This is a genomic window from Rhodoplanes azumiensis, from assembly GCF_042682915.1.
Lineage (GTDB): Bacteria > Pseudomonadota > Alphaproteobacteria > Rhizobiales > Xanthobacteraceae > Rhodoplanes > Rhodoplanes azumiensis.
The window spans coordinates 189462-215164 of sequence record NZ_JBHUIW010000001.1; the positions used below are offsets into that span (position 1 = coordinate 189462).

Here is a 25703-nt window from a genome sequence, read left to right on the forward strand (position 1 = left end):
AATCCCCGTGAACCTGTCGCCCGCGGGCGACGACAAAGGATCAGGAGTTTCGCAGTCCGGTCACGTCCCCACCCCTCCCCGTCCCAGACCGGGTTGCGCGCGGCCGGCTCTCCCCCAAGAGCCGGCCGCACCCCTTTTCGAGAAGGCCCCGCGTGAGCGGGGCCTTCTGCGATTCGGAGCCTCACGTCGAACATCGTCGACTTCGGCGACGGATTCGCTAAATCTCGGTTCGCGCGACACGCGAGTCGCGATCGTGGGCACGTGATGCACGGTCCGGGGATTCTCGTCCGAACCCTTTCCAAACCCGAGCGCGAGGATCGCTGGGGCAATCGATGGCAGTATCTGTCGCGCAGTGATCACCACTCGAAGGTGGCGTGCTGGTCGATCGTCTTCGATCTCCTCCGGACGTGTTCCTTGCTCCGCCGTCACGTGGAAGACGGACGTGTCGGCTTCGGCATCAATCACGAAATGCGCGACTTCGTGCACGACCGGAAGAAGAACCTCGATCTGGTTCTGTGCACGCCATCCGGCGCCGAAACAGGGCCGGCGGATCGCGATCTCGCCGGCATGAGGCTCGACTACGGCATCGATCTGCTCGACGGCGAGCGCGACGCCCTCGCGAGGTTGCCGACGCTGAAGCGCGCCCCGGTCGGCGGCGTGCTGATGGCCCTCGAAGCGAAAGCCTGCATGACGGCACACCAGCGCGCGCTGCCGCGCCTCTACGACGAACTGAACTCGTCGCACCTGACCGTCCACGGCGCGACGGATCAGGCGATCGCGGCCGGCTTCACGATGGTGAACGTCGCCGAGCGCTATCTCAGTCCGGATCTCAACAAGAAGAACCGCGCAGGCGATCCCGACTGGAGCATACATGCGCAGCCGCGCGACGCTACACTCGCGATCGACAAGATCCGACAACTCCCACGGCGATCGAAGCCCGGCGACACCGGCTACGACGCGCTGTCGATCGTCGTCGTCCGCTGCGTCAACGACGGCACGCCACTGACGCTGGTCGAGACGCCGCCGGCACCGCAGCCGGGCGACATCTATCATTATGCGTCGATGATCGACCGCCTGGGCCACATCTACGCGACGCGCTTCAGGGATCTCTGGAGCTTCGCTCGCAGGCTCGCGGCGTTCTCGGTCTCGCACTCCCAGACGATCACCACCGTGAACCCAGCATCGCGCAGGCTCTGCACGGCCGCCGCGTCGCGCCGCTGGTTGGCCTCGAACTTCGCCTGCCAGAAGGCCGCATTGGTCTTCGGCGTCGTGGTGCGGGCGCAGCCGGGATGGCGGTGCCAGAAACAGCCGTGGACGAACACGGCCCATTTTTTCGTTCGGTTGGCGAAGTCGGGCGATCCCGGAAGCGCCCGCACGTTGAGACGATAGGCGTGCCCCGCGGCGCGCAGGACCGCGGCGACGGCGAGCTCGGCCGCCGTGCCGCGCTGGCGGACTTTCGCCATCAGCGCACTGCGGCGTGGATCCGCGGGCTTCGGCGGCCTCATTCGGCCGCGAGCGCCGGCACCCGCTCGCCACGGCCCGGTGCAGCGCGGTCCGGGCCGGCGCCGCCCTCCATCCGCTCCAGATGGAGCCGGACACGCTCCAGGAACCCCGGCGGAAACCGCAGCCGGCTGCGTCCGGTCCGCTCGAGGAACCCGCGCGTCGCCCGCACCGACAGCGGCTTGCCGTGGTGACGAAGGAAGTCGGCGAGCGGCGGGCGGGCGCGTCGCACCGGAAAGGCGCCGATCTCCACCCGGCGGCGCGTCACGCCGTCGAAGCGCGCCGCCTTGGGCCAGCGTCCGTCGGTCCCGAGCGGGGCGTCGCGTGAGATGTCGTACCGCCCCGGCATCGCCAGCCGGCGGCCCAGCCACTCGGCGACCGGGACCGTCACGGCATTGCCGACCAGCGACCACCGCAGCGACGCGCGTCCGACCATCGCCGCGGGCGCCGTCCAGTCCGTCGGAAACCCCTGCAGACGCTCGGCGTCGCGGATATCGGGGGTGATCACCTGGCCGGTCGGCAGGAGGATCGCCGGCGGCGAGGCGATGCCGACCGTCGAGCCGTTCTTCAGCGTCGGAACGGCGTCCGGTGCCCAGCCGAGTCCGCGGATGCCCTCGGTCCAATAGAAGCCGTGGGCATGGGTGTCGAGCGCCGTCGGCCGCTCCGGCGGCGACCGGTCGTCGGCGAGCAGGACGTCGGCCGGATCGCAGTCGGTCCGCGTCGCCACGAACAGCACCCGCTCGCGCCGCTGCGGCAGGAAGGCGAGCGAGTTCACCACCCGATAGGCCCAACGGTAGCCGCGCTCTTCGAACGCCTCGACGAGCAGGCGCAATGCCTTGCCCTGGTCGAGATGCAGCATGAAGGAGACGTTTTCCAAGACGACCCAAGGCGCCGGGCGTCGGTCGAGCAACCGGAACACGTGGCCGACGAGCCCGGACCGCTTGCCGGCGATGCCGGCCGTCATCCCGGCCTGGCTCAGATCCTGGCAGGGAAACCCGGCGACGACGACGTCGGTGCCGCCGGGCAGCGCGCGCAGCGCCGTCACGTCGGGCGCGAGCGGCACGTCGGGGAAGCGGGCTGCGAGGACGGTCCGGGCCGGCTCCCAGACTTCGCAGAGCATCAGGCTCTCGTGCCCGGCAGCCGAGAGGCCGCGCTCGAGCCCGCCGATCCCCGCGAAAAGCCCCGCGACCTTCATGCCGTTCCTGCCCTGGTCCGTCCGTGCGACCGCCGAATCGGCCGGATCGAGACACGAGTGTACAGACGCTCGTGATGTGCCGCGCACTTTCCCGCACGCCGAATCGAAGCCCTTCCGGGCGTCACTGAGGTAAGAATGTTCTCACATTGTTCACGGGCAGGAAAGTGCCGGCTCCGGCGATCCACTGCGTTTCGTCGCGGTCGCCGGGCCGGTACCCCGGCTCGGCGACGATCGCTCATTCCGGCTCGAAATTCAGCGCGACGCCGTTGATGCAGTAGCGCTGGCCGGTCGGCGGCGGGCCGTCCGGGAAGACGTGGCCGAGATGGCTGCCGCAGCGGCTGCAATGCACCTCGGTGCGCACCATGCCCCAGCTGCGGTCGGTCGTGGTCTCCACCGCCCCGGGCACCGGGTCGTTGAAGCTCGGCCAGCCGGTGCCGCTCTCGAACTTGGTCTTGCCGACGAACAGCTTCTGCCTGCAACCGGCGCACACGAAGGCGCCCGGACGTTTCTCGTGCAGGAGCGAGCAGCTCCCCGGCGCCTCGGTGCCGTGCCGGCGCATCACCTGGTACTGCTCCGGGGTGAGCAGGCGGCGCCACTCCTCCTCGGTGCGGGTCACCGGATAGGTCTTCTCGGTCGTGCGCGTGTCCATCGGGGGTCTCCTGGTCGGGTCGGCGGGGCGCCCGGGGCGCGCCCGCGGGCGGCGTCACGGCCCACATGTGGTGGTTCGAGCCGGATTTTGCACCGTGGCAGGGCGGGCGAGGGCGCGGGCCGGTCCCGCCGCGGTGCTCCCGAGACGCCACCGAGAAACACAAGATTACGACAAATCGGAATCTTTCATTTTACCGAATGTCATGGGGCGTGATGGCATTTTGGGACCGTCGGAGAACGTGCGACGTCCGACGGGAGCCGAATCCATGACTCAGAGCCGCCAGTATCCGCGTTACCTGACGCTGAAGATGGGCCAGATCACGGGCGAGGATCTCGTCCGCGACTGTGCGGTCCTCAACGTGTCGCGCGGTGGCGCATGCGTGCTGGTCTCGGACATCGACAGCCTGCCGGAGACGTTCAGCCTCTCCTTCGACGGCGACACCCGCGACTGCGCGATCGCCTGGCGCGAGCGCCACCGGGTCGGCGTCGCCTTCACGGACGGCGAGCTCGACGAGACCGCGCTGCCGGACCCGCAGGCACTGCGCAGCGCCGAGCGCGGCGACGACGTGCTCCGCGTCGCCGAGCTCTTCCTGCGCGGCGTCCATGCCTACACGGAACAGCAGCTCGAGCTGTTCGACACCGTGATGCACCATCTGCTCGACAACACCACCGACATTGCGATGGCGCAGCTCTCGGTGCGCATCGCGCCGGTGCAGCGCGCCCCCGTCAAGGTGATCCACCGCCTCGCCGAGGACGACGACATCACGGTCTCCGGCCCGGTGCTGGAGCGCTCGCCGATCCTGGCGGAAGATTTCCTGGTGCGCATCGCCCGCGCCAAGAGCCAGGCGCATCTCTTCGCGCTCGCCGGTCGCATCATGGTGCCCGAGAAGGTGACCGACGTGCTGGTCGAGCGCGGCGACACGGCCGTCACGCATCGCGTCGCCGCCAACGACGGCGCCCTGATCTCGCGCGGCGGTTTCCAGCGCCTCGCCGGCCGGGCCCGCCAGGACGAGGAGCTCGCCAAGCACATCGTCCATCGCCGCGAGCTGCCGGCCGACATGTTCGCGGCGCTGGTGCGGCTGGTCGCCGAGCCGGTGCGCCAGCAGCTTCTGCGCGACCCCGATCCCGACGTGCGCCGGCGCATGGCGCAGTGCATGCTGCCCACGGCCGCCGACGAGGAGACGCCGAGCCGGACGCCCGCCCGCACCCGCCCGACCGACGCCGATCGCGACGAGAACACGGCCAAGCTGCGCAGCCAGCTCGTCGCCGCCGCGCGCGACGGCCGGCTCGAAGAGACGATCGACACGCTGGCCCGTCTCACCAAGGTGCCGGCCGAGGCGATCCGCAACCTGGTGCGGCTCGGCTTCGAGGATGGCGCGCTGGTGCTGTGCAAGGCGGCCGGGCTCGGCTGGCCGGACGCCAAGAGCGTCTTCACGGTGCTGATGACCCGCAACGCGCGCGTCGACTACAAGGCGGCCTTCGATCGCTACATCACCTTCTCGGGCGACGTGACGGACCGCGCGGTGCGCTACCTCAAGGCCAAGAAGTCGCCCTCCACCACCGAATTCCGCCGCATGCTGTGACGGATCCGGAGGTTTCGCACGGTCGCCCCGCGCGAAGGCCTCGCGGTCGAGCGCGCGCCCACGCGGGCGCGCGCTCATTTTCGTTTCGGAGCATCGGGTCGCTGCGGAGGAGGTCGCTCAATCCAGCGTTCGTCTGAACCGCGTCACCGCGATCGTCATCGCGATCAGCATCAGCACCACCAGCGACAGCGTGTCGTAGCGCAGATCCGCGAGCGTCGAGCCCTTCAGCATGATCGAGCGCACGATGCGCAGATAATGCGTCAGCGGCAACGTCTCACCGACATACTGTGCCCATTGCGGCATGCCGGCATAGGGGAACAGGAAGCCCGAGAGCAGGAGGTTCGGCAGGAAGTACATCATGGCCATCTGCATGGCCTGGAGCTGGTTCTGGGCGAGCGTCGAGAACGTGTAGCCGACCGAGAGGTTGGTGGCGATGAACAGCGTCGTCAACGCGGCGAGCAGCGCGAGATCGCCGAAGATCGGCACCGCGAACAGCAACGTGCCGGCGCCGACGATCAGCGAGCCCTGCAGGAACCCGATCACCACATAGGGCGCGATCTTGCCGAGCATGATCTCGACCGGCGAGATCGGCATGGCGAGCAGCGTCTCCATGGTGCCGCGCTCGGTCTCGCGCGTCACCGCGAGCGCCGTGAAGATCAGCATGGTGAGTGTCAGGATGGTGCCGAGCAGGCCGGGCACGATGTTGAGCTGGCTCACCGCGGCCGGATTGTAGCGGGCATGTGCCCGCACCTCGAAGGGCGGCGGCGTGAACTCGGGAATGGAGCGATCCCAGCGCAGCGCCGTGGTGGTGACGTTCGACAGCGCCGCCAGCGCCGAGCCGGAGCCGACCGGGTCGGTCGCGTCGGCCGCGACCAGGATCGCGGGGCGGTCGCCGCGTCGCAGATCGCGCTCGAAGTTCGCCGGGATTTCGATTCCGAACAGAACGGTGCCGGACTGCAGCAGGCGGTCGAACTCCGCCTCGTCGCGCGCCTCCTTCACGATGGTGAAGTATTTCGTGTTCTCGAGCGCGCGCAGAATCGAGCGGCCGACGTCGCTCGTCTCCTGCAGCAGCACGGCGGTCGGCAGATGGCGCGGCTGGGTGTTGATGGCGTAGCCGAACAGGAGGAGCTGCATCAGCGGAATGGTGATCATGGTGGCGAGCGACACCCGGTCGCGCCGCAGCTGCAGCACCTCCTTCAGCAGCACGGCGCCGACCCGGCGCAGGAACATGAGGGTGCCGGTGCCGATCATGGCCGACTCCGAGTGCTCTGGAACGGCCGAGCGTCCCGACAAGGTCCACCCTCGTGGTGAGGAGCGCTCCGCAGAAGCGCGTCTCGAACCATGTGGCCCCAACGCCGAGGCCGTCCTCGCCCTTCGAGACGGCTGCTTCGCAGCCTCCTCAGGGTGAGGACGGAAGGCGGCGTGGATGGTCGCGACGAGCCCGGCCATGACGAGCGCAGGCGGACCGAAGTGATCACGCTCGGCCTCCCTGCTGTGCCCGGCCCATCAGGTCGATGAAGACGTCCTCGAGCGACGGCTGGGCCTGCTCCCACGTCAGCGCCGGGTCGGCGCGCAGGTCGGTGATCGCGGCATTCACCTTGTCGTGGTCCGGGCCGGAGACGTGCAGGCTGGTGCCGAACGGGGCCACCATGGTGATGCCGTCGCGCTTCGAGAGCGTCTCGGCGAGCGCGACCAGGTTCGGCCCCGACACGGTCCAAGTGGTGAGATGCGAGGCCGCGATCACCTCCGGCACGGTGCCCTGCGCCAGCAGATCCCCGTAGGCGATGTAGGCGATCTCGTGACAGCGCTCGGCCTCGTCCATGTAGTGGGTCGAGACCAGCACGGTGAGCCCTTGTGCGGCGAGCGCGTGGATCTCGTTCCAGAACTCGCGCCGCGCCTTCGGGTCGACACCGGCGGTCGGCTCGTCGAGGAGCAGGAGCTTCGGATCGGGCAGCGTGCAGGCGCCGAGCGCGAGGCGCTGCTTCCAGCCTCCCGACAGCGCGCCGGCGAGGTGCTCGGCGCGGCCTTCGAGCCCGAGCCGGGCGATGGCGTCGCGGGCGGCGCGGCGCGGGTTGGGCAGCCCGTAGACGCGGGCGACGAACTCCAGGTTCTCGCGCACCGAGAGATCCTGATAGAGGCTGAAACGCTGCGTCATGTAGCCGACGTGACGCTTGATCGCGGCGGCGTCCTTGCGAATGTCGTAGCCGAGGCAGGTGCCGCGGCCGGAGTCGGGCGTGAGCAGGCCGCACAGCATGCGGATGGTCGTCGTCTTGCCCGAGCCGTTGGGCCCGAGAAAGCCGTAGATCAGGCCGCGCCGCACCTGCATGGTGAGGTTACGCACCACCACGGTGCTGCCGAACGATTTCGTCAGTCCCTCGACGTCGATCGCGATCGCGTGCGGATCGTCGGGCGGGGTCGCGGCCGAAACGGCCGGGGCAGGGGAGGAAACGGAGACCGTCATCGCGCCGCCCCGGTCGTGACCGGCGCAGGGGCGCCGAGGGCGACGTCGACGGGCTGGCCGACCCGCACGGCCTCCGGCCGGTCCGGGATCGCCTCGATCAGGAAGACGAGCTTGTCGCGCTCCTGGAGGCTGTAGATGACGGGCGGCGTGAACTCGGCCGAGCGGGCGATGAAGCTCACCTTCGCCGTGAGGTCGCCGGCGCAGCCGTCGCACGACACCCGCACCGTGTCGCCGTAGGCGAGGCGCGGCAGCGTCTCCTGCGGCACGTAGAAGCGGACCTTCAGGTTGCCGGGCGGCAAGATGGCGAGCACCGGCTTGCCGGCCGACACCATCTCGCCGGGGCGGAAGTAGATCTGCTGCACCGTTCCGGTCACCGGGCTCACGAGAACCCGACGGGCGAGATGCGTCTGCGCCGTGGCGAGCCGCGCCTTGGCGGTGCGCAGCGCCGCTTCGGCCTCGTCGTAGTTGCGCTGGGTGCCGGACTGGGTCTTGAGCAGCGTCTGTGCCCGCGAATAGGCTTGTTGCGCGTTCTCGAGCTGCGCCTCGTACATGTTCACCTCGGCGCGCTGGAGCGCGTCGTCCACGGTGAACAGCGGCGCCTTGGCCTCGACCTTGTCGCCCTCGCGCACCGAGAGCGTCTCCACCCGGCCGGCCTCGTCGGGGCCGACGAAGATCAGGTTCGCCTCGATCCAGCCCTGATAGGTCTTCGGCCCGTCGTTGCAGCCGGCGAGGGCGACGCTCAGCACCGCGACGAGCAGGAGCTTCACCGCGACGGCGGCGCGGGTCCGGAACCGGGTCATCGCGGCTCTCCCCGATCGAACAGGATGTCGAGATGGGCGCGCAGCAACGCCTCGACGTCGAGCGGCGCCCACCGGTCGAACAGGCTGCCCCAGATCACCGCCATCAGGCCGGGCGCGACGACGAGCTGCGGAAAGTCGACCAGGGCCGGGTGCCGGATCTCGCCGCGCGCGACGGCCCGCGTCAGCAGCGCCCGCATCGCCGCCATCGCGGGCGCGACGACGTTGCGATAGTGGAATTCGGCGAGCCGCGGAAAGCGCGGCCCCTCGTTCATCACCAAGCGCATCACCTGGCGGCGGGGCGTGCCGTAGATCTCCTTGGCGAAGACGCCGAGCAGATGCTCGAGCGCGACGCGGGCCGGCACGTCGTGGGACGGAAGCTGCCCGAGCTCGGCGATCAGCGGACCGAGGGTGGCCCGGATCAGCTCCTGGAACAGCGCCTCCTTGTCCTCGAAATAGAGGTAGATGGTGCCTTTGGCGACGCCGGCGCGCCTGGCCACGTCGTCGAGGCGGGCCGCCGCGAAGCCGCGCTCGCTGAACTCGTCGAGCGCCGCCTTCAGGATCGCCTCGCGCCGCATCGCGGTCTTCTCGGCTCTGCCGACGCGAGGCGACGGAGGCGTGGCCGGTCGGGTGGGGCGGACAGCGCGTGTGTCGGACCGGGGCGCGCGCGTCGGTCTCGTGGGCTTCGGCGTATCCATGGCCATTTCTATGACTGACTGGTCAGTCATATTTATGTCGTGACGGTCGCGGTCGCAACCCCGGTGGCATCGTCAGATGGGCGTATGCGCACTCTTACGGACCGGGGCGGCCTATCCTTCGCACGGCGCAGATCGCCTCCTCGAGCCTCCTCGAGCCTCGTCGGACCGCACGCCGCTCACGGTTGCGTGGGCGCGCTTGTCGCCGGCGGTGAGCCCACCACGGCTGGTCCGCCGCGGAGGAGGTCGCGTGTCCCGGGCGCGGCACCAGGCGCCGCGAACCGGGATCCGAGGGCGCCTCGGCTGGTCCCTTTGACGTGCCCCCGAGCCCCGGCTCTGCGGCGCGGCGAGCCGTGCCGGGGCAGGCGTCCGCGGCCCGCGAGGCGCGACCTCACATCCGCCACGCCAAGAGCCGCATGGCGTTCGCCGTGACCAGCACGGTGGCGCCGGTATCGGCCAGGATCGCCGGCCACAGGCCGGTGATGCCGGCGATGGTGGTGATCAGGAACACGGCCTTGAGCCCGAGCGCCACGAGGATGTTCTGGCGGATGTTGGCCGTCGCGGCGCGCGACAGGGCGACCAGGCGGGCGACGTCCATGACACGGCCGTGCAGCACGGCGGCGTCGGCCGTCTCCAGCGCCACGTCGGTGCCGCCGCCCATCGCGATGCCGACATCGGCGGCGGCGAGCGCCGGGGCGTCGTTGATGCCGTCGCCCACCTTGGCGACGGCGCCGCCGTTCGACTGCAGCTCGCGCACGATGCGCTGCTTGTCCTCGGGCATCAGCCCGCCATGGACCGCGATGCCGAGGTCGGCCGCGATCGCGGCGGCGGTGCGCGGATTGTCGCCGGTCAGCATCACGGGCGCGATGCCGGCGGCCTCGAGAGCGCGCAGGCCGGCCCGCGCGTCGGGGCGCGGCTCGTCCCGCATCGCGATCAGGCCCACCACGGTCTCCCCGGCGAGCAGCACCGCGACGGTCTTGCCCTCCTGCTCGAATTGTTCCACCCTGCCGCTCAGCTCGACCGACAACGTGACCCGCGCCGCTGCGGCCCGAGCGGAGCCCAGGAACAGCGTCTCGCCACCGAGCGTTCCGGAAACGCCTTCGCCGGGCAGCGCCGTCACGTCGGCAGCCGGCGGCACCGGTACGGTCTCGGCTTTTGCGCGCGTTAGAATCGCCAAAGCCAGCGGATGATTGGAGCCGGACTCCAGCGCCGCCGCCATGGAGAGCACCTGCCGCTCGCTGCGGCCGACCGCGACAAGGTCGGTGACGCGCGGCTTGCCTTCGGTCAGCGTGCCGGTCTTGTCGAGCGCGGCGTGCTTGATCGTGCCGAGCGTCTCCAGCACGGCGCCGCCCTTGACCAGCAGTCCGTGCCGGGCGCCGGCCGACAGCGCCGCGGCGATCGCGGCCGGCGTCGAGATGACGAGGGCACACGGGCAACCGATCAGCAGAAGCGCGAGGCCCTTGTAGATCCACTCGCCCCACGCCGCGCCGAGCAGCAGCGGCGGGGCGACCGCGACGAGCGCGGCGACCACCGCGACGGCGGGCGTGTACCAGCGGGCGAAGCGGTCGATCAGGCGCTCGGTCGGCGCCTTGGCGTCCTGCGCCTCCGCGACCAACCGCACCACCCGGGCGATGGTGTTGTCGGCCGCCGCCGCCGTCACCCGTACACGCAGCAGCGCGTCGGCCGCGATGGCGCCGGCGAAGACGCCGTCGCCTGGCGCCTTCTGCACCGGCACGCTCTCGCCCGTCACCGGCGACTCGTCGACCGCGGCGCGGCCATCGACCACCACGCCGTCGGCGGCGATGCGGTCGCCGGGCCGTACCAGGATGACGGCGCCGACGGCGAGCGTGTCGGCCGGCACCTCCTCGGTTGCGCCGTTCCGCTCCAAGAGCGCGGTCTTGGGCACCAGGGCCGAGAGGCTGCGAATGCTGTCGCGGGCGCGGCCGGCCGCGACGCCCTCCAGGAGCTCGCCGACCAGGAACAGGAAGACCACCATGGCGGCCTCCTCGGTGGCGCCGATCAGCACGGCGCCGACCGCCGCGACGGTCATCAGCATCTCGATCGAGAACGGCGTCCCGGCCCGCGCCGCGGCGACGGCCCGGCGCGCGATCGGCACGAGGCCGACCGCCAGCGCCACCAGAAAGGCGCCGGTCTCGATCGCCGGGACGAGCTGCCCGGCCGCATAAGCGGCGGCGAGCGCCGCCCCGCAGGCGAGCGTGAGCGTGCCCTTGCGGCTGCGCCACCACGGCGCCTCGCCGTCCGCTCCGTCATGACCATGGGCGTGATCGTGAGCGCCGTTGGCGGCGGCGGTGTCGCCGGGCGCCGGCGTGTCCAGGGGGGCGACGTCGTAGCCCAGCGCCGTCAGGCTCTGCCGTAAGGCGGGCAGGGCTGCGGTGCCGGTCGGATGCGTCACCGTCATGGTGCCGGTCGTCGCCGACACGGCGACCGCCGCCACGCCGGGCAGCCGGCTCACCGCCGTCTCCACCTTGGCGGCGCAGGATCCGCAATCCATTCCCGTCACGCGATACCGCGTCTCGACCACATCCGACATCGTCAGGCCCTTTCAAACGTCCGACTACGTCCTACATCCTCTAGCGACTAGAGGAGCAAGCCCTATGATGCACGGATCCGACACCGCCGATGCGGTCCCGATCGGCGAGGCGGCGAAGCGCAGCGGCGTCAAGGTGCCGACCATCCGCTATTACGAGCAGATCGGCCTTTTGGCCGCGCCGGCCCGCACCGAAGGGAACCGGCGGCTCTACACGCGGGCGGAGCTGCGCCGGCTCGCCTTCGTCCGCCACGCCCGCGAGCTCGGCTTCGGCGTCGAGGCGATCCGCACGCTGCTGACGCTGCAGGATCGGCCGGAGCAGCCCTGCGGCGAGGCCGACGCCATCGCCAAGGCACGCCTCGCCGAGGTGCGGGCCCGCATCGCCAAGCTGAAGGCGCTGGAGGACGAGCTCACCCGCATGATCGACGAATGCGCCTGCGGCCGCGTCGCCGACTGCCGGGTGATCGAGATTCTGGCCGAGCCGCATCGCCACGGCGCCCTGGCGTGAGGGTTGCGCGGGCGGGGATCGCGGCGGCGATGGTCACGCCGAGGGGCATCGGGCCGTCCCGGCCGCCGCCCCAGGTGCTGTGCGGACGCCGGCGTTACCCGATCGTGTCGAAGCCGGATCCGAGAGATCGATCTGGATGGCGCGCTCGGAGAGATTCGAACTCCCGACCCTCAGATTCGAAGTCTGATGCTCTATCCGGCTGAGCTACGAGCGCGTCGGCCCCGCGGCCGCGGCGTGGGCGCCGCGGCGGACCGGCGACCCTTATAGCCGATCGAGACGAAAAATCGACCCCGCAGGACCGCCTCCGGAATTCCCCGCCGAAGGCGTGTCCCGTGTCGGATTCGCGGTGGGGGGTGGAAAGAGGTCTGCGTCGGACCAGGTGACGCTCCGCCGATCACCGGCGTTTCGTGCGGAGCCCCCGAACGGCGAGACGACCGTCGCGTCATGCCACCGCGACCCAGGCGGCAGGGGTTTCACCGGCAGGGGTTGCACCGACACGGGTTGCGCCGCCACGGGTCACGCGACGGCGGATTGGCCCTGGCGGTCGTCGTCGCGCAGCACCATGGGGGCGCGCGGGACGTCGGGCATCGGGCCACCGAGCGGGCCGCCCAGCAGCGGACCCGCGAGGGTCTCGACGCGGTTGCGGCCGTTCGCCTTGGCCCGGTAGAGGGCGCGGTCGGCCACCGCCATCAGGGCCGCGAGGCTGCCGCCGACGTCGCTCGTCGTCGCCACCCCGACGCTGACCGTCGAGGTCGGCCGCACCGCCCCGAGGTCGAGCCGGCACACTTCGAACTCGACGCGGATGCGCTCGGCGACCGCGAAGGCCTCGGCGAGGCTGGCGCCCGGCAGCAGGCAGGCGAACTCCTCGCCGCCGGTGCGGCCGAGCACGTCGGTCGGCCGCAGCACCCGCTCGGCCGTGTCGCAGAAGGCGCACAGCACGCGGTCGCCGGCCTGGTGCCCGAACGTGTCGTTGACGTGCTTGAACTTGTCGATGTCGAGCATCAGCAGCGCCGCCTCGCCGCCGCCGGCGAGCAGCCGCCGCAGGATGCGCTCGCCACGCTCGAAGAAGGCGCGGCGGTTGGCGACGCCGGTGAGCGGGTCGACCAGTGCGGTGCGCTTGTGCTCCAGCACCAGCCGCTCCTTCGACATCGCCATCACCAGGAACGCGAGCGAGAAGGAGAACAGCACGAGGCCCGCCGCGCCGAGCGGCACCAGGGTCGCGGTGAAGGAGTTCTCGGGCGCGGGAAACACGAGCTTGTCGGCGATCGGAATGCGGATCAGCACGCCGACGGCCTGCAGAAGCAGAATGAAGATGGTCGGCCAACGCGAGACCAGCTCGGGGTTTTTCGGCCGCAGATACTCTGCCGCGGTGAGCAGCAGATAGGAGGAGATGAGGATCGCCGACACACGGATGCGCAGCGGCATGTCGGTCCAGTAGAAGTCGAACTGGCACGCCACCATCCAACCGACCGAGACGGCGAGCAGCACCGTCATGCGCGGCTTGCGCCCCTCGAAGGTGCGGGCGCCGGTCCACATCATGCCGTAACCAAACAGCTGGATCGGATTGCCGATGGTGATCGAGATCTCGTCCGGGATCACCCCGCGCAGAACCACGAGGCCGGTGCCGCCGACGACCAGCAGCAGCCCGCCGCCCCACCAGGCGAGCGTCGTCGACGTCCGGTCCTGCAGCCAGGCGAACAGCAGCATGAAGCCGCTGATCGCCGCGGCGAAGGCAGTCACGGCGAAGAGGGTGGGCTGATCAATGTGCATCGGCGATCCGGTCGCGGCGTCCATTTGGCACGGCGCGAGCCTCCGGTTCTAGCCGATTCCGATGAGAGTCCTGTTCCCGATTGAGTAAAAGTTTAAGCGGCTCGGGCGACGGTTCGTCAACCATGTCGGCGGCGTCCGTCACGCGGTCGTGAAGGCGGCCGACGCACGGTCGTCCCGGGCGGCGGCGGGTGCCGGCGCGCTCCACTCCACCCGGTTGCGGCCGTTCGCCTTGGCCGCGTAGAGCGCGCGGTCGGCGCGGTCCATCAGCCCCGCCAGGTCATGGTCGAGCGCGCTGGTCGCCGCGACCCCGATGCTGACCGAGACCGGATCCGTGGTGCCGATCGTCGGCCCCTGGCCGGCGAACCAGTCGCGGATGCGCTCGGCGATCTGCATCGCGTCGGTCACGCCCGCGCCCGGCAGCAGGCATGCGAACTCCTCGCCGCCGGTGCGGGCGAGCAGGTCGGTCGGGCGGAGCAGGGCGGCGGTGCCGTCGCAGAACAGCCGCAGCGCGGCGTCGCCGGCGGCGTGCCCGAGCCGGTCGTTGATCCGCTTGAACAGGTCGAGGTCGATCATCAGCAGTGCCGCCGGACGGCCGTCGGCGAGGGTCCGGGCGAGCGTCCGCTCGCCGCGGTCGAAGAACGCCCGCCGGTTGGCGACGCCGGTCAGCGGATCGCGCAGCGCGTCGCGGCGAAGCTCGGTCTCGACCCGATCCTTCGCCATCGCCAACACCAAGAACGGCATGGAATCGGCCGCGAGGAACAGGGCGATGATCCACAGCGGGACCACGATCCCGACCTGGTCGGCCGGAACCGGGAAGACGAAGTGGCCGGCGAAGGGGATGCGCACCGCATAGAGCGCCGCCTGGATCGACAGGAGCCCGACGGCGAGCCCGCGCGACACCGGCCGGAGCTCCGGCATCCGGGCATACGCCCGGGCGGTCAGCGCCAGGATGACGACCGCCAGGACGGAGAACGCCTGCAGGCGGGTCTCCTGCGAGTCCCGGAACGCCGGCAGCTGCCACAGCATCACCCAGACGACGGCCCCGAACGCCGCGACCGCCGGCCGCGGCCGCGCCCCGGCGAAGACATGGGCCGCGCACCACATTCCGCCGTAGGCGGCGAGCCAGAGGCTGCCGCCGACGACGATCGAGACCGTGTCCGGCAGCACGCCGCGCCCGACGACCACCACGGCGGCCACGGCGAGCAGCAAGGTCGCGCCGCCCCACCAGGCGAGCGTCGCCGCCTTCCGGTTCTGCAACCAGGCCACGAGCAGCATCGCGCCGCTGGCCGCGGTCGCCAGGATCGCGACGATGTAAAGGGTCGGTAGGTCGAAGCGCATGCTCGTCGTCTCGGCCCTCGCGGCGCCGCGCTGCGCCGCGCCGGTGGCGGGGGCGATACGGCGCGACCGGCCTCGGCAGCTTCGTCGAAGGGTAGTCCGGGAGGGTGAAGATCCGGTTTCGACTATCCGGTGTTCCGTGCGACACGGATCTGGCCGTGGGGCTGGTGGGCGGGGATTGGGCGCGGCTCGAATCCGCTGCTATGGGTCTGGAGGGCTCGGCAGAACCATTCGAGGAGAGACAGCATGGACGTGAAGGCGGCGGTGGCGTTCGAGGCCGGAAAGCCTCTCGAGGTGACGACCGTCCAGCTCGAGGGGCCGCGTGACGGCGAGGTGCTGGTCGAGATCATGGCCACCGGCATCTGCCACACCGACGAGTTCACGCTGTCGGGGGCCGACCCGGAGGGGCTGTTCCCGGCGATTCTGGGCCACGAGGGGGCCGGCATCGTCCGCGCCGTCGGCGCCGGCGTGACCTCGGTGAAGCCGGGCGACCACGTCATCCCGCTCTACACGCCGGAGTGCCGGCAGTGCCCGTCCTGCCTGTCGCGCAAGACGAATCTCTGCACTGCGATCCGCGCGACCCAGGGGCAGGGGCTGATGCCGGACGGCTCGTCGCGCTTCGCGCTCGAAGGCAAGCCGATCCACCACTACATGGGCTGCTCCACCTTCGCCAACTTCACGGTGCTGCCCGAGATCGCCGTGGCGAAAATCCGCAAGGACGCCCCCTTCGACAAGGTCTGCTACATCGGCTGCGGCGTGACCACCGGCATCGGCGCCGTGATCAACACGGCGAAGGTGGAGCCGGGATCGACCGCCGTGGTGTTCGGGCTCGGCGGCATCGGCCTCAACGTGATCCAGGGCCTGCGTCTGGTGGGCGCCGACATGATCATCGGGGTCGACATCAACAACGACAAGAAGGCGTGGGGCGAGCGCTTCGGAATGACGCATTTCGTCAACCCGAAGGAGATCGGCGGCGACCTCGTCCCGTATCTGGTGAACCTCACCAAGCGCGGGGCCGACCAGATCGGCGGCGCCGATTACACGTTCGACTGCACCGGCAACGTCACGGTGATGCGCCAGGCGCTCGAATGCTGCCACCGCGGCTGGGGCGTCTCGGTGGTCATCGGGGTGGCGCCGGCCGGCGCCGAGATCCAGACGCGGCCGTTCCAGCTCGTCACCGGGCGGGTGTGGAAGGGCTCGGCCTTCGGCGGCGCCCGCGGCCGCACCGACGTGCCGAAAATCGTCGACTGGTACATGCAGGGCAAGATCGAGATCGACCCGATGATCACCCACACGCTGCCGCTGGCCGAGATCAACCGCGGCTTCGACCTCATGCACGCCGGCGAATCGATCCGCAGCGTCGTGGTGTATTGACGGCGCCGTGCCCCCACAAGGTGCGTCGGGCTGTCGGCACGACGCGCCGCAGAGCCGCGGCCCCGGGGCCGCGGAGACGGCGGCCCGGCGAGCCATCGGGCGATCGGCTGCATGTCCCGGGTCACGGCGCGATGTGGCGCGCCCGGGACACGAGGCTCGTCCCGGGCGCCCCGACGATCGGTGCCTGCGACGACCTCGCCATGGCCCGGTTGCCGCTTTTCCGGGCGGAACGGGTGGAAATGCGTGGCGGGATCGTGTAGACGCGGCGCGCCGCCCCTATATGTCGCCGGTCGGCCCCCGCCTCGGAACCGCGAGGCGGGGTCAGCCACGGCCGGATGTCCGGGATTTTTCAGCGTCGTTTCGAGCGGACCGTTCCATGCAGACCGTCGTCATCGTCGTCCACCTGATGATCGTGCTCGCCCTGATCGGGCTCGTGCTCCTGCAGCGTTCGGAGGGCGGGGCGCTCGGCATCGGCGGTGGCGGCGGCTTCATGAGCAACCGCGGCTCCGGCAACGCGCTCACCCGGGCGACCGCGGTCCTCGCCGCGGCGTTCTTCGTCACCAGCCTCCTGCTCTCGGTGCTGGCCGGCCTGTCGCATCGGCCGACCACGGTGATCCCGGCGGCCGACGGCCCGGCCGCTCCGGCGCCCGGCGCCCCGGCGCCGATCGGCTCGGGCGGCGGCGTCCTCGACCAGCTCCAGCGCGGCCAGCCGGACGCCCCGGGTGCGCCTGCCGCGCCCGCGACTCCGGCCCCGTCGGCACCCGCTCCGGCCGCCCCGTCGGGCCCGGAAGTGCCGCGCTCGCAGTGACGGCGGCCGGCTCCCGCCGGCGCGCGTCCGGGCCGCGGTCGAAGGGCCGCGAACCCTCGATCACCATCCCGTCATCCACGGCCGGGCGAGCCTCGCCCGGGGCCTCCGGATCTGGAGCCAAGCCATTGCGAGATGGCCTGAAAATTCATGACGTTCCAGTCCCGGAGCGGATCGTCGGGTCTGCCTTGCGCGCAAAGACCTCGTCGAATCGTTCCAGCTTGGCTAGAGGTTGAGCCCCATGACGCGGTACATCTTCATCACCGGCGGCGTGGTCTCCTCCCTCGGCAAGGGCCTCGCTTCAGCGGCACTCGGCGCGCTCCTGCAGGCGCGCGGCTACTCGGTCCGCCTGCGCAAGCTCGACCCCTATTTGAACGTCGATCCGGGCACCATGTCGCCGTACCAGCACGGCGAGGTGTTCGTCACCGACGACGGCGCCGAGACCGATCTCGACCTCGGTCACTACGAGCGCTTCACGGGCCGCCCGGCGACCCGCCAGGACAACATCACCACGGGCCGCATCTACCAGGAGATCCTCTCCAAGGAGCGGCGCGGCGACTATCTCGGCGCCACCATCCAGGTGATCCCGCACGTCACCAACGCCATCAAGGATTTCGTCCGCGAGGGCAGCGAAGGCTACGACTTCGTCCTGGTCGAGATCGGCGGCACGGTGGGCGACATCGAGGGCCTGCCGTATTTCGAGGCGATCCGCCAGTTCGGCATCGAGGTGCCGCGCGGCAGCGCCATCTACATCCACCTGACGCTCTTGCCCTACATCCCCTCGGCCGGCGAGCTGAAGACCAAGCCGACCCAGCACTCCGTCAAGGAGCTGCGCTCGATCGGCATCCAGCCCGACATCCTGCTGTGCCGGACCGACCGGCCGATCCCGAAGGAGGAGCGGCGCAAGCTCGGCCTGTTCTGCAACGTGCGCGAGAGCGCCGTGATCGAGGCGCGCGACGCCGACAACATCTACGCCGTGCCGGAGGCCTATCACGACGCCGGCTTCGACGCCGAGGTGCTGCACGCCTTCGGCCTGCCGGCCGACCGCGAGCCCGATCTGACGCGCTGGCGCACCATCAACGAGCGCATCCGCAACCCCGAGGGTGACGTCACCATCGCCATCGTGGGCAAGTACACGGGCATGAAGGACGCCTACAAGTCGCTCATCGAGGCGTTGAGCCACGGCGGCGTCGCCAACAAGGTGAAGGTCAATCTCGACTGGATCGAGAGCGAGGTGTTCGAGCGCGAGGATCCGGCGCCGTTCCTCGAGCACGTCCACGGCATTCTCGTGCCCGGCGGCTTCGGCCAGCGCGGTGCCGAGGGGAAGATTCGCGCCGCCCAGTTCGCCCGCGAGCGAAAGGTGCCGTATTTCGGCATCTGCTTCGGCATGCAGATGGCGGTCGTCGAGGCGGCCCGCAACCTGTGCGGCATCGCCGAGGCGAACTCGACCGAGTTCGGCGCCACCGCCGAGCCGGTGGTCGGCCTGATGACCGAGTGGATGCGCGGCAACGAGCTGGAGACGCGGTCGCAGGGCGGCGATCTCGGCGGCACCATGCGGCTCGGCGCCTACCAGGCCGAGCTCGCCCGCGGCAGCAAGGTCGCCGCCATCTACGGCACGACCGAGATCTCCGAGCGCCACCGCCACCGCTACGAGGTCAACACCGGCTACAAGGACCGGCTGGAGCAACAGGGCTTTCGCTTCTGTGGCATGTCGCCGGACGGGCTCTTGCCCGAGATCGTCGAGTATGTCGACCATCCGTGGTTCATCGGCGTCCAGTTCCATCCCGAGCTGAAGTCGCGACCGTTCGCGCCGCATCCGCTGTTCGCCTCCTTCGTCGGCGCCGCGGTCGAGCAGAGCCGGCTGGTCTAGCCGACCCCGCCCGGGCCGCCGGCCGGCCGGGGCGGGCGCATTGCAGGAAGGACACCCCCGATGAAGCACCTTCTCGCCGTCCTGGTGGCGCTGCTGGCGATCCTGTCCTGGACCTTCGCCGGCACCATCGTCGAATTGGAGACCTACCGGTCCGCCAACGCGCAGGGGCTCTGCCACATCGCCAATGCGGACTACAGCGGCGACGCCGGCGCGCGGGCGCAGCGCGAACGCTGTCTCGCCGCGACCCACACCGGCACCAGCTTCGGCCGGCACCTGCTGAACGCGCTCGGCTGGTTCTGAGCGCCGTCGATCGCAGGCTTCCCGCAGAGCGAGGATGACGATTCCGGACGACGAGCGCCTGGGCGTGCACACACGCATACGTGACTCGGGGGACCGGGGCCGACCGGGCTAGACTCGACATCTCGAAACCGATCCGGAGTCGTACCGATGGTCTCGTCCCCGCTGCGCGCGTCGTTGCTCGCCACCGCCGTTCTGTTCGTCTTGGGCGCGGTGTCCGCCGTCGCCGGCGACGCGATGCCGGCTGCCGGCGAGCGGACCGCGGGCCTCGGCTGGACCGAGGTCGGACCGCCGACCGCCCGGTTCGCGCCGGCCGCGCCGCTGCGGCTCGGAACCCTCCAGGCGACCGATCTGCTCGGGCCGGTGACGCTGGTGCGCCCGGCCAGGCCCTACGACCTCGAGGCGTTCTCGCCGCACCTCACCGGCACGCCGCAGGCGCCGGCGACCGCGATCGCCGACCCGCTCTACGGGAAGGCCCCCTTGATGGCGCAGGGCGTGGAGTAGGGCACTGACGTCGGCACGCCGCCGCACGGCGCCTCTGCTATGATGGCGGACGCAACACCGAGCGGCGGGGCGGCCCGGGCGGAGCCGGCATGAGCCACGACATCCCGACCAAGGCGCAGGCGACGCGAGCACGAACGGCTCGTGCGACGTCGGCAGACGGGCCGACCGTCGACGCGCCGACCCTCTACGATGCGGACATCCTGCTGTGGTCCGAGCAGCAGGCGGCGGTGATCCGCGCACTCGGCCACCGCCGCGACCTCCCGAACGACCTCGACATCGCGAACGTCGCCGAGGAGATCGAGAGCGTGGGACGGTCCGAGCTCGCCACCGTGAAGAGCCAGATCCGGCAAATCCTTCTCCACCAGATGAAGCTCGCGATCGAGCCGCAATCGGACGCAGTGCGTCACTGGGAGGGTGAGATCGTCACGTTCCATTCCGAGCTGGTCGATCGATATGCGCCATCCATGGCACAGCGCATCGATATCGACGCGATCTGGCGCTCGGCCCGGGACAGCATGAGGCGGAGTACACGAGGCACCCAAAGCGCCGCGTTCAGCGCAGGCCTTCCCGAGACGTCGCCATTCGGCCTCGACGACCTCTTGGGCGAGCGGATCGATCCCGCCCTCCTGGCGGCGCGGCTGCAGGCACCGCCGTCGGCGCCCGCCTGAGCCGGGCGGGCCTATGCGCCGACGGCCTCCGCCATTCGAGGCGCGGCCGGCGCGTGCTGCGGCTGCATGAAGCCGTCGAAATACGCGGCCAGGGCGGCGTAGCCATCGAGCGGCAGCACCTGGGCGACGTACTGATCCGGCCGCACCACGACCACGCAGCCGGCGGTACGGTCGATGCCCCGCATCTCGAAGATGTCCTGCGCCGGCAGCCCGCCCGACGGGCCGGCCCGATGGTCGGCGCAAAACACCTTCTCGTAGTCGCGCAAGGCCAAGCGGCCCTTGGCCGGCAGCAGCAGGGCCGGCAGCGCCCCGATGTCGAGGGCGCGATGGTGCTCCTGGAACACCGCCCGCACGTCGATGACGGCGTCGATGTCCTCGTCGGCGCGTGTGTGTCGCCGCACCGGCGAGGCCGGATCGTCGGCGAGCCGGTCGCACAGCCGCCGCACCGCGGAATCCTCGGCGGACAGGTCGCCGGCCGGGGCGAAGACAAAAATCCGGAAGCGCCCGTCCGCCTCGACCACGTGGCCGAGATGCATGGGCTTGGCGTCGGCGAGCCGCACCACGGGCGCCGAGTGGAAGCGCGTTCCGACCACGAAGCCGGTCGCCAGATGCTGGTGTCGGCCGTCGCCGGTCAGCAGCGCCGGCGCGTAGCGGGTCGCCGTGCCGGCCGTGTAGCGGCCGTGGGTGACGAAGTAGCGCCGCGTCGCTTCGGGATCGACCTCGCGGCCGTCGGCGTGCGCCGAGGCGAGCAGGGCCGCCCATTCGCGATCGAAGTCGATCAGCTCCTTGGCGATGGCGCGCCGCTCGGCCGAATAGGTGGCGAGCAGCGCCTCGGGGCTGCGTCCGCGCAAGACCGCGGCGAGCTTCCAGCCGAGATTGAAGGCGTCCTGCATGGAGACGTTCATGCCCTGGCCGGCCTTCGGGCTGTGGGTGTGGCAGGCGTCGCCGGCGATGAAGACGCGGGGCGTCCTCGCGACGCCGTGGCCGGCGGCGTCCGGCGTGTCACGGTCCGGGCCGTCGTCGAACTTGTCGGTGAGGCGCTGGCCGATCTCGTAGACCGACCACCACGGCACCTCCTTCGGGTCGAGCTTGTAAGGATGGAGGATGCGCTGCGCCTTGGCGATCAGCGCGTCGAGCCCGATGTTGCGCGCCGCGACCCGCTCGCCGGCGTCGAGCGCGGTCAGCTCGACATAGAGCCGCACCAGATGGCCGCCCTCGCGCGGGATCACGATGATGCTGCCCTCGTGCGCCGACTGAATCAGCGCCTTGCAGCGGATATCGGGAAAATCCGTGACGGCGAGCAGATCCATAACGCCCCAGGCGTGGTTCGCCGAGTCTCCGACCAGCTCGCGCCCGATCGCCGTCCGCACGGCGCTGCGCGCCCCGTCGCAGCCCACGACGTAACGCGCCCGCACGGTCTCGACCACGCCGGTCGCGGTGCCGTCCGGCCCCGTGCGCTCCAGCGTCACGGTGACGCCGTCGTCGTCGCGCACGAGGCCCGTGACCCGCCGCGCGTAGAACGGCTCGAGCTTCGCGGCCGACTTGCGCATGCGCTCCAGATAGAAGTCGTGCACACGTGCCTGGTTGAGCACCACGTGCGGAAACTCCGAGAGCCCGTCCTCGACGTCCTGCACGACGCCGCTGCGCGCGATTTTTTCCGATGCCGCCGGGTCCGGCCGCCAGAACGTCGTCTCGGTGATCCAGCACGCCTCCTTCAGCACCCGGTCGGCGAAGCCGAAGGCGTTGAACATCTCCATGGTGCGGCAGGCGATGCCGTCGGCCTGGCCGCGCCGCATCGGCTCGCTCTTCTGCTCGACGATGCACGTCTCGATGTCCGCGAACGCCGCGAGCTGGGCGGCGAGCGTCAGCCCGGCCGGCCCGCAGCCGACGATCAGCACGTCGACCGCGGCAGGGAGCGGCCCCTGCGCGCCGGCGACCGCCGGATATCGCTCGGCGGGGTCGAAAATCGCCGGATCGCCCGGCACGAAGCCGTCCTGATGGAACTGCATGCGTCCTCCCGTCGGCGGACTCTTGTCCGATGGCCGCCTTTGAAAATTCCGTCTCGATCCGTCACGCTGAGGTGCCCGGCACTCGGATTCGCGCTTCGCGCGGCCCGAACGTAAACGCCGCCGGGCCACGGCAAGTCGGCCTGCCGACTTGCCGACGTAAGATGTCGATCCCGGGCGAGCCCGAGAACGGTGGGGCGGCGGCCGGCGACGGGGCCGTTCATCCTTCGAGGCTCGCTTCGCGAGCACCTCCGGATGACGGGGCCGAGTCGGAACCACCCGCGACCTGCCGGTGGTCGGCCGTGCTTGCGCGTTCGCCCGGTTCGGCGTCTATTGATCAGCATACTGACGATCAGTATGCTGTCAATCGCGCGACACCCGACCGTGACCAGCGCTGGACGAGCGAGACCCGCATGGACGATCCCAAGAACATGCCCGGCCATCTGGCGCGCCGGTTCCAGCAGATCGCGGTCGCCTGCTTCGTCGCCGAGGTGGAGAAGGCGGGCTTCGACCTCACGCCCGTGCAATACGCGGCGCTCGCCGCGCTCGATGCGCACCCTGGAACGGATCAGATCGGTCTCGCCGGTCTGATCGCCTACGATCGCACCACCATCGGGGGCGTCGTCGACCGGCTGGTGCAGAAGGGCCTCACGGTGCGCGAGGAAAGCCCGACCGACCGCCGTGCCCGCGTCCTCACCCTCACGCCGGCCGGCAAGAAGACGCTGCGTGCGATCGGCCCGGCGGTCGCGGCGGCCCAACGCACCATGCTGCGCGGCCTCACGGCGCAGGAGGGTCGCGACCTCGTTCGCCTGCTGCAAAAGGCGGTCGCCGGGGGCAACGATCTCAGCCGTGCGCCGCGGCGCGAGATGGTGGGCCAGGGCGCCGCACGGGGCCGCCCGTAGCCCGGGTGGCGCGACGGCCGAGGACGCCGGGACCGTCGGGCAGTCCGGACATGCACGCGGATCGTTCGGATGGTTCGGATCGTTCGTTTCGCCCGCGTCCTCACACCATCGTCCCCACCGTCGCGCCGATCACGCAGGTTGAGAGCGTGCCGGACACGATCGACTTCAGCCCGAGCGACACGATCTCGTCGCGGCGCTCGGGGGCCATCGCGGCGAGCCCGCCGATCATGATGCCGAGGCTGCCGAAATTGGCGAAGCCGCACATCGCGTAGGTGAGGATCAGGCGCGCGCGCGGATCGAGCGCGTCAGCCGGCAGCTTCGACAGCTCCACATAGGCGATCAGCTCGTTGAGGACGGTCTTGATGCCCATCAGCCCGCCGGCCGTGACGGCCTGATCCCACGGGAGGCCGAGCAGCCAGCACACCGGCGCCATCAGGAGGCCGAGGCCGCGCTGCAGCGTCACGGGCGCGCCCATCACGTCGGGCAGCAGGCCGAGGATCGCGTTGGCGAGGTGCACGAGCGCCACCAGCACGATGATCATGGCACAGATGTTGAGGAGCAGCTCGAGCCCGACCGTGGTGCCGCGCACGATCGCGTCCATGGTGCTGTCGGCGATCTTGGCCGGCGCGGTCGTGGGCGCCGCGGTGGTGCCGCCGGCCGGGTCCGGCACCATCAGGTGCGACACCAGGATGGCGGCCGGCGCGCCGAGGATCGAGGCGACGGCGAGGTGACCGGCGACGTTCGGCACCACGTCGCGCAGCAGGGTCGCATAGAGCACGAACACGGTGCCGGCGATGCCGGCCATGCCGCCGGTCATCACCATGAACAATTCGCCGCGCGTCAGCCCGGCCAGATACGGCCGGATGAACAGCGGCGCCTCGACCATGCCGACGAAGATGTTGGCCGCGGTCGACAGCCCGACGGCGCCGCCGATGCCGAGCGTCCGCTCCAGCATGAGCGAGAAGCCACGCACGACCGGCTGCAGCACCCCCCAGTGGAACAGCAGCGTGGTCAGCGCGCTGACCACCAGCACGATCGGCAGCGCCTGGAAGGCGAGCACGAAATCGGCGCCCGGCGTCTTCGGGTCGAAGGGCAGGGGACCGCCGCCCAGATAGCCGAACACGAAGCCGGTGCCGGCGCGGGTCGCGGCCGCGACGGCGTCGACCCCGGCGGCGATCCCCGAGAACGCCGCCGTCACGCCCGGTACTTTCAGGAGCAAGAGCGCCAGGCCGACCGTCAGGGCGAGCGCCAGCGCCACCGTGCGGGGCCGCACGGCGCCGCGATCCTCGCTGATCGCGAAGGCGAGGCCGAGCAGGACGAGGAGCCCGAAGGCCGATTGAAGCTGCGGCAGGAACGGCACGGCTGGAGCTCCCAGGGCGGCTGTGGGGCGCGGTTCGGGGCGGTCGAAGCCGGTCGGACCCCGCCGGTCGGTCCGCGCCGGTCGGTCCGCGCAGGGACGATCAAAGCAGGATTCGTGCGCGCCGGCGCCACCTCGATACCGCGCCCGGGCCGGTCCCGCCGACAGGCCTGTCGGGGCCGCCCGTGGAGGTGCCGGGCTCCGGCGTAGCGCTCCGACGTCGCAGCACCCGGGTCCGGCCGACGGCGGCGCGCCGGCGTGTTATGGTTGCGGCATTGCCGCCAGCGGAGACCCGCAATGGCTCGGATTCGCTTCGACTTCGGATTGCTGACCATCGACGCCACCTTGCTCGACGACAGCCCGACCGCCACGGCCGTGCTGGAGGCGCTGCCGTTCACGGCCTCGGTGCTGACCTGGGGCGACGAGGTCTATTTCGAGGTGCCGGTGCGCTCGCCTCGCGAGGCGGCGGCGCGTGCCGTCGTCACCCCGGGCGAGATCGCCTACTGGCCGGACGGGCCGGCGATCGTCATCGGCTACGGCCGCACCCCGATCAGCCAGGACGGAGAGACCCGGCTCGCCGCGCCGTGCAACCTGTTCGCCCGCGCCGACGACGACGTGAGGACGCTCGCCGCCGTCGCCGCGGGGGCGCGCGTCACGGTGATCCGGCTCGATTGAGGGACCACGGCCCGCGTCCGCCGGCACCACCGCTCCGGCTCAGCCGGTGCTCGGCCGGCCACCGGGCGGCCTTCGGCCTTTGTCGTCCGGATGGGCGATGCGCCCCGCGAATTCTCGTCCGATCGGGCGATATTTCGTCCGACCGCGGCAACGGCTCGTCAATCGTCGGAAAATAAACCCCTCGTTGTCGGCGCGGCATTAACGG

At 70.8% G+C, this 25703-nt stretch carries 23 protein-coding genes and 1 tRNA gene; 10 read left to right on the forward strand and 14 right to left on the reverse strand.

Features of this window, described 5'->3' with window-relative positions; all coding sequences use genetic code 11:
• Positions 1 to 60 precede the first annotated feature (60 nt).
• From ACFSOX_RS00880 to msrB, 4 genes are all read right to left on the reverse strand, one after another.
• On the reverse strand, positions 61 to 918 hold the full coding sequence (locus ACFSOX_RS00880; RefSeq protein ID WP_378475908.1) for a hypothetical protein: 858 nt from the start codon (positions 916 to 918) through the stop codon (positions 61 to 63).
• A gap of 167 nt (positions 919 to 1085) precedes the next feature.
• Entirely contained in the window at positions 1086 to 1505 is a 420-nt protein-coding gene (locus ACFSOX_RS00885; protein WP_378475909.1) for a very short patch repair endonuclease, read from the reverse strand.
• Complete coding sequence (locus tag ACFSOX_RS00890) at positions 1502 to 2695, reverse strand: DNA cytosine methyltransferase (RefSeq protein ID WP_378475910.1); 1194 nt, start codon at positions 2693 to 2695, stop codon at positions 1502 to 1504. Before ACFSOX_RS00890 ends, ACFSOX_RS00885 begins: the two co-directional genes overlap by 4 nt.
• Before the next feature lie 235 nt (positions 2696 to 2930).
• Positions 2931 to 3344 carry a peptide-methionine (R)-S-oxide reductase MsrB gene (gene msrB, locus ACFSOX_RS00895; RefSeq protein ID WP_378475911.1) on the reverse strand — a complete coding sequence of 138 codons (414 nt, stop codon included), beginning with the start codon at positions 3342 to 3344 and terminating at the stop codon, positions 2931 to 2933.
• 265 nt (positions 3345 to 3609) lie between these two features.
• Between msrB and ACFSOX_RS00900 the strand changes: the two genes are divergently transcribed.
• On the forward strand, positions 3610 to 4926 hold the full coding sequence (locus ACFSOX_RS00900) for a DUF2336 domain-containing protein (protein WP_378475912.1): 1317 nt from the start codon (positions 3610 to 3612) through the stop codon (positions 4924 to 4926).
• Positions 4927 to 5043: 117 nt separating this feature from the next.
• Here the strand turns inward: ACFSOX_RS00900 and ACFSOX_RS00905 are convergent, their stop codons facing one another.
• The 5 genes from ACFSOX_RS00905 to ACFSOX_RS00925 form a co-directional block, all read right to left on the reverse strand.
• On the reverse strand, positions 5044 to 6177 hold the full coding sequence (locus tag ACFSOX_RS00905) for an ABC transporter permease (protein ID WP_378475913.1): 1134 nt from the start codon (positions 6175 to 6177) through the stop codon (positions 5044 to 5046).
• A 223-nt stretch (positions 6178 to 6400) separates the two neighbouring features.
• The gene (locus tag ACFSOX_RS00910) at positions 6401 to 7387 is read right to left on the reverse strand and encodes an ABC transporter ATP-binding protein (RefSeq protein WP_378475914.1); all 987 of its coding nucleotides are present in this window, start codon (positions 7385 to 7387) and stop codon (positions 6401 to 6403) included.
• Positions 7384 to 8187, reverse strand: coding sequence for an HlyD family secretion protein (locus ACFSOX_RS00915; protein WP_378475915.1), 804 nt, complete (start codon positions 8185 to 8187; stop codon positions 7384 to 7386). Before ACFSOX_RS00915 ends, ACFSOX_RS00910 begins: the two co-directional genes overlap by 4 nt.
• Positions 8184 to 8762 (reverse strand): TetR/AcrR family transcriptional regulator, encoded by a 579-nt coding sequence (locus tag ACFSOX_RS00920; RefSeq protein ID WP_378475916.1) that lies wholly within the window; start codon positions 8760 to 8762, stop codon positions 8184 to 8186. The genes ACFSOX_RS00915 and ACFSOX_RS00920 overlap by 4 nt, the downstream gene beginning before the upstream one ends.
• A gap of 508 nt (positions 8763 to 9270) precedes the next feature.
• Positions 9271 to 11430: a heavy metal translocating P-type ATPase gene (locus ACFSOX_RS00925; protein ID WP_378475917.1), complete on the reverse strand. Its 2160-nt coding sequence runs from the start codon at positions 11428 to 11430 to the stop codon at positions 9271 to 9273.
• 64 nt (positions 11431 to 11494) lie between these two features.
• On the opposite strand from ACFSOX_RS00925, the gene ACFSOX_RS00930 reads away from it, so the two are divergent.
• The gene (locus tag ACFSOX_RS00930; RefSeq protein WP_378475918.1) at positions 11495 to 11935 is read left to right on the forward strand and encodes a MerR family transcriptional regulator; all 441 of its coding nucleotides are present in this window, start codon (positions 11495 to 11497) and stop codon (positions 11933 to 11935) included.
• Between the two features lie 137 nt (positions 11936 to 12072).
• Here ACFSOX_RS00930 and ACFSOX_RS00935 read toward each other — a convergent pair.
• The 3 genes from ACFSOX_RS00935 to ACFSOX_RS00945 all read right to left on the reverse strand — a co-directional run bounded on the left by ACFSOX_RS00935 (position 12073) and on the right by ACFSOX_RS00945 (position 15043).
• Positions 12073 to 12149: transfer RNA gene (locus ACFSOX_RS00935), tRNA-Arg, on the reverse strand.
• Positions 12150 to 12451: 302 nt separating this feature from the next.
• A complete protein-coding gene (locus tag ACFSOX_RS00940) occupies positions 12452 to 13705 on the reverse strand; it encodes a GGDEF domain-containing protein (RefSeq protein WP_378475919.1) in 1254 nt (417 codons plus the stop codon).
• A 138-nt stretch (positions 13706 to 13843) separates the two neighbouring features.
• Positions 13844 to 15043 (reverse strand): GGDEF domain-containing protein, encoded by a 1200-nt coding sequence (locus tag ACFSOX_RS00945; RefSeq protein WP_378475920.1) that lies wholly within the window; start codon positions 15041 to 15043, stop codon positions 13844 to 13846.
• 243 nt (positions 15044 to 15286) lie between these two features.
• Between ACFSOX_RS00945 and ACFSOX_RS00950 the strand changes: the two genes are divergently transcribed.
• The 6 genes from ACFSOX_RS00950 to ACFSOX_RS00975 all read left to right on the forward strand — a co-directional run bounded on the left by ACFSOX_RS00950 (position 15287) and on the right by ACFSOX_RS00975 (position 20558).
• Positions 15287 to 16414 (forward strand): S-(hydroxymethyl)glutathione dehydrogenase/class III alcohol dehydrogenase, encoded by a 1128-nt coding sequence (locus ACFSOX_RS00950; protein WP_378475921.1) that lies wholly within the window; start codon positions 15287 to 15289, stop codon positions 16412 to 16414.
• 376 nt (positions 16415 to 16790) lie between these two features.
• Complete coding sequence (gene secG, locus ACFSOX_RS00955) at positions 16791 to 17222, forward strand: preprotein translocase subunit SecG (protein ID WP_378475922.1); 432 nt, start codon at positions 16791 to 16793, stop codon at positions 17220 to 17222.
• 238 nt (positions 17223 to 17460) lie between these two features.
• On the forward strand, positions 17461 to 19089 hold the full coding sequence (locus tag ACFSOX_RS00960; RefSeq protein ID WP_378475923.1) for a CTP synthase: 1629 nt from the start codon (positions 17461 to 17463) through the stop codon (positions 19087 to 19089).
• A gap of 60 nt (positions 19090 to 19149) precedes the next feature.
• Entirely contained in the window at positions 19150 to 19389 is a 240-nt protein-coding gene (locus ACFSOX_RS00965; RefSeq protein ID WP_378475924.1) for a hypothetical protein, read from the forward strand.
• 147 nt (positions 19390 to 19536) lie between these two features.
• A complete protein-coding gene (locus ACFSOX_RS00970) occupies positions 19537 to 19890 on the forward strand; it encodes a hypothetical protein (RefSeq protein ID WP_378475925.1) in 354 nt (117 codons plus the stop codon).
• A gap of 89 nt (positions 19891 to 19979) precedes the next feature.
• Complete coding sequence (locus ACFSOX_RS00975; protein ID WP_378475926.1) at positions 19980 to 20558, forward strand: DUF29 domain-containing protein; 579 nt, start codon at positions 19980 to 19982, stop codon at positions 20556 to 20558.
• A gap of 11 nt (positions 20559 to 20569) precedes the next feature.
• Here ACFSOX_RS00975 and ACFSOX_RS00980 read toward each other — a convergent pair whose 3' ends face one another.
• Entirely contained in the window at positions 20570 to 22567 is a 1998-nt protein-coding gene (locus tag ACFSOX_RS00980) for an FAD-binding monooxygenase (protein WP_378475927.1), read from the reverse strand.
• Positions 22568 to 22977: 410 nt separating this feature from the next.
• On the opposite strand from ACFSOX_RS00980, the gene ACFSOX_RS00985 reads away from it, so the two are divergent.
• Entirely contained in the window at positions 22978 to 23466 is a 489-nt protein-coding gene (locus ACFSOX_RS00985; RefSeq protein ID WP_378475928.1) for a MarR family winged helix-turn-helix transcriptional regulator, read from the forward strand.
• A gap of 100 nt (positions 23467 to 23566) precedes the next feature.
• On the opposite strand, the gene ACFSOX_RS00990 is transcribed toward ACFSOX_RS00985, so the two are convergent.
• Entirely contained in the window at positions 23567 to 24817 is a 1251-nt protein-coding gene (locus ACFSOX_RS00990) for a NupC/NupG family nucleoside CNT transporter (protein ID WP_378476091.1), read from the reverse strand.
• A gap of 303 nt (positions 24818 to 25120) precedes the next feature.
• Between ACFSOX_RS00990 and ACFSOX_RS00995 the strand changes: the two genes are divergently transcribed.
• A complete protein-coding gene (locus ACFSOX_RS00995; protein WP_378475929.1) occupies positions 25121 to 25498 on the forward strand; it encodes a cyclophilin-like fold protein in 378 nt (125 codons plus the stop codon).
• Positions 25499 to 25703 lie beyond the last annotated feature (205 nt).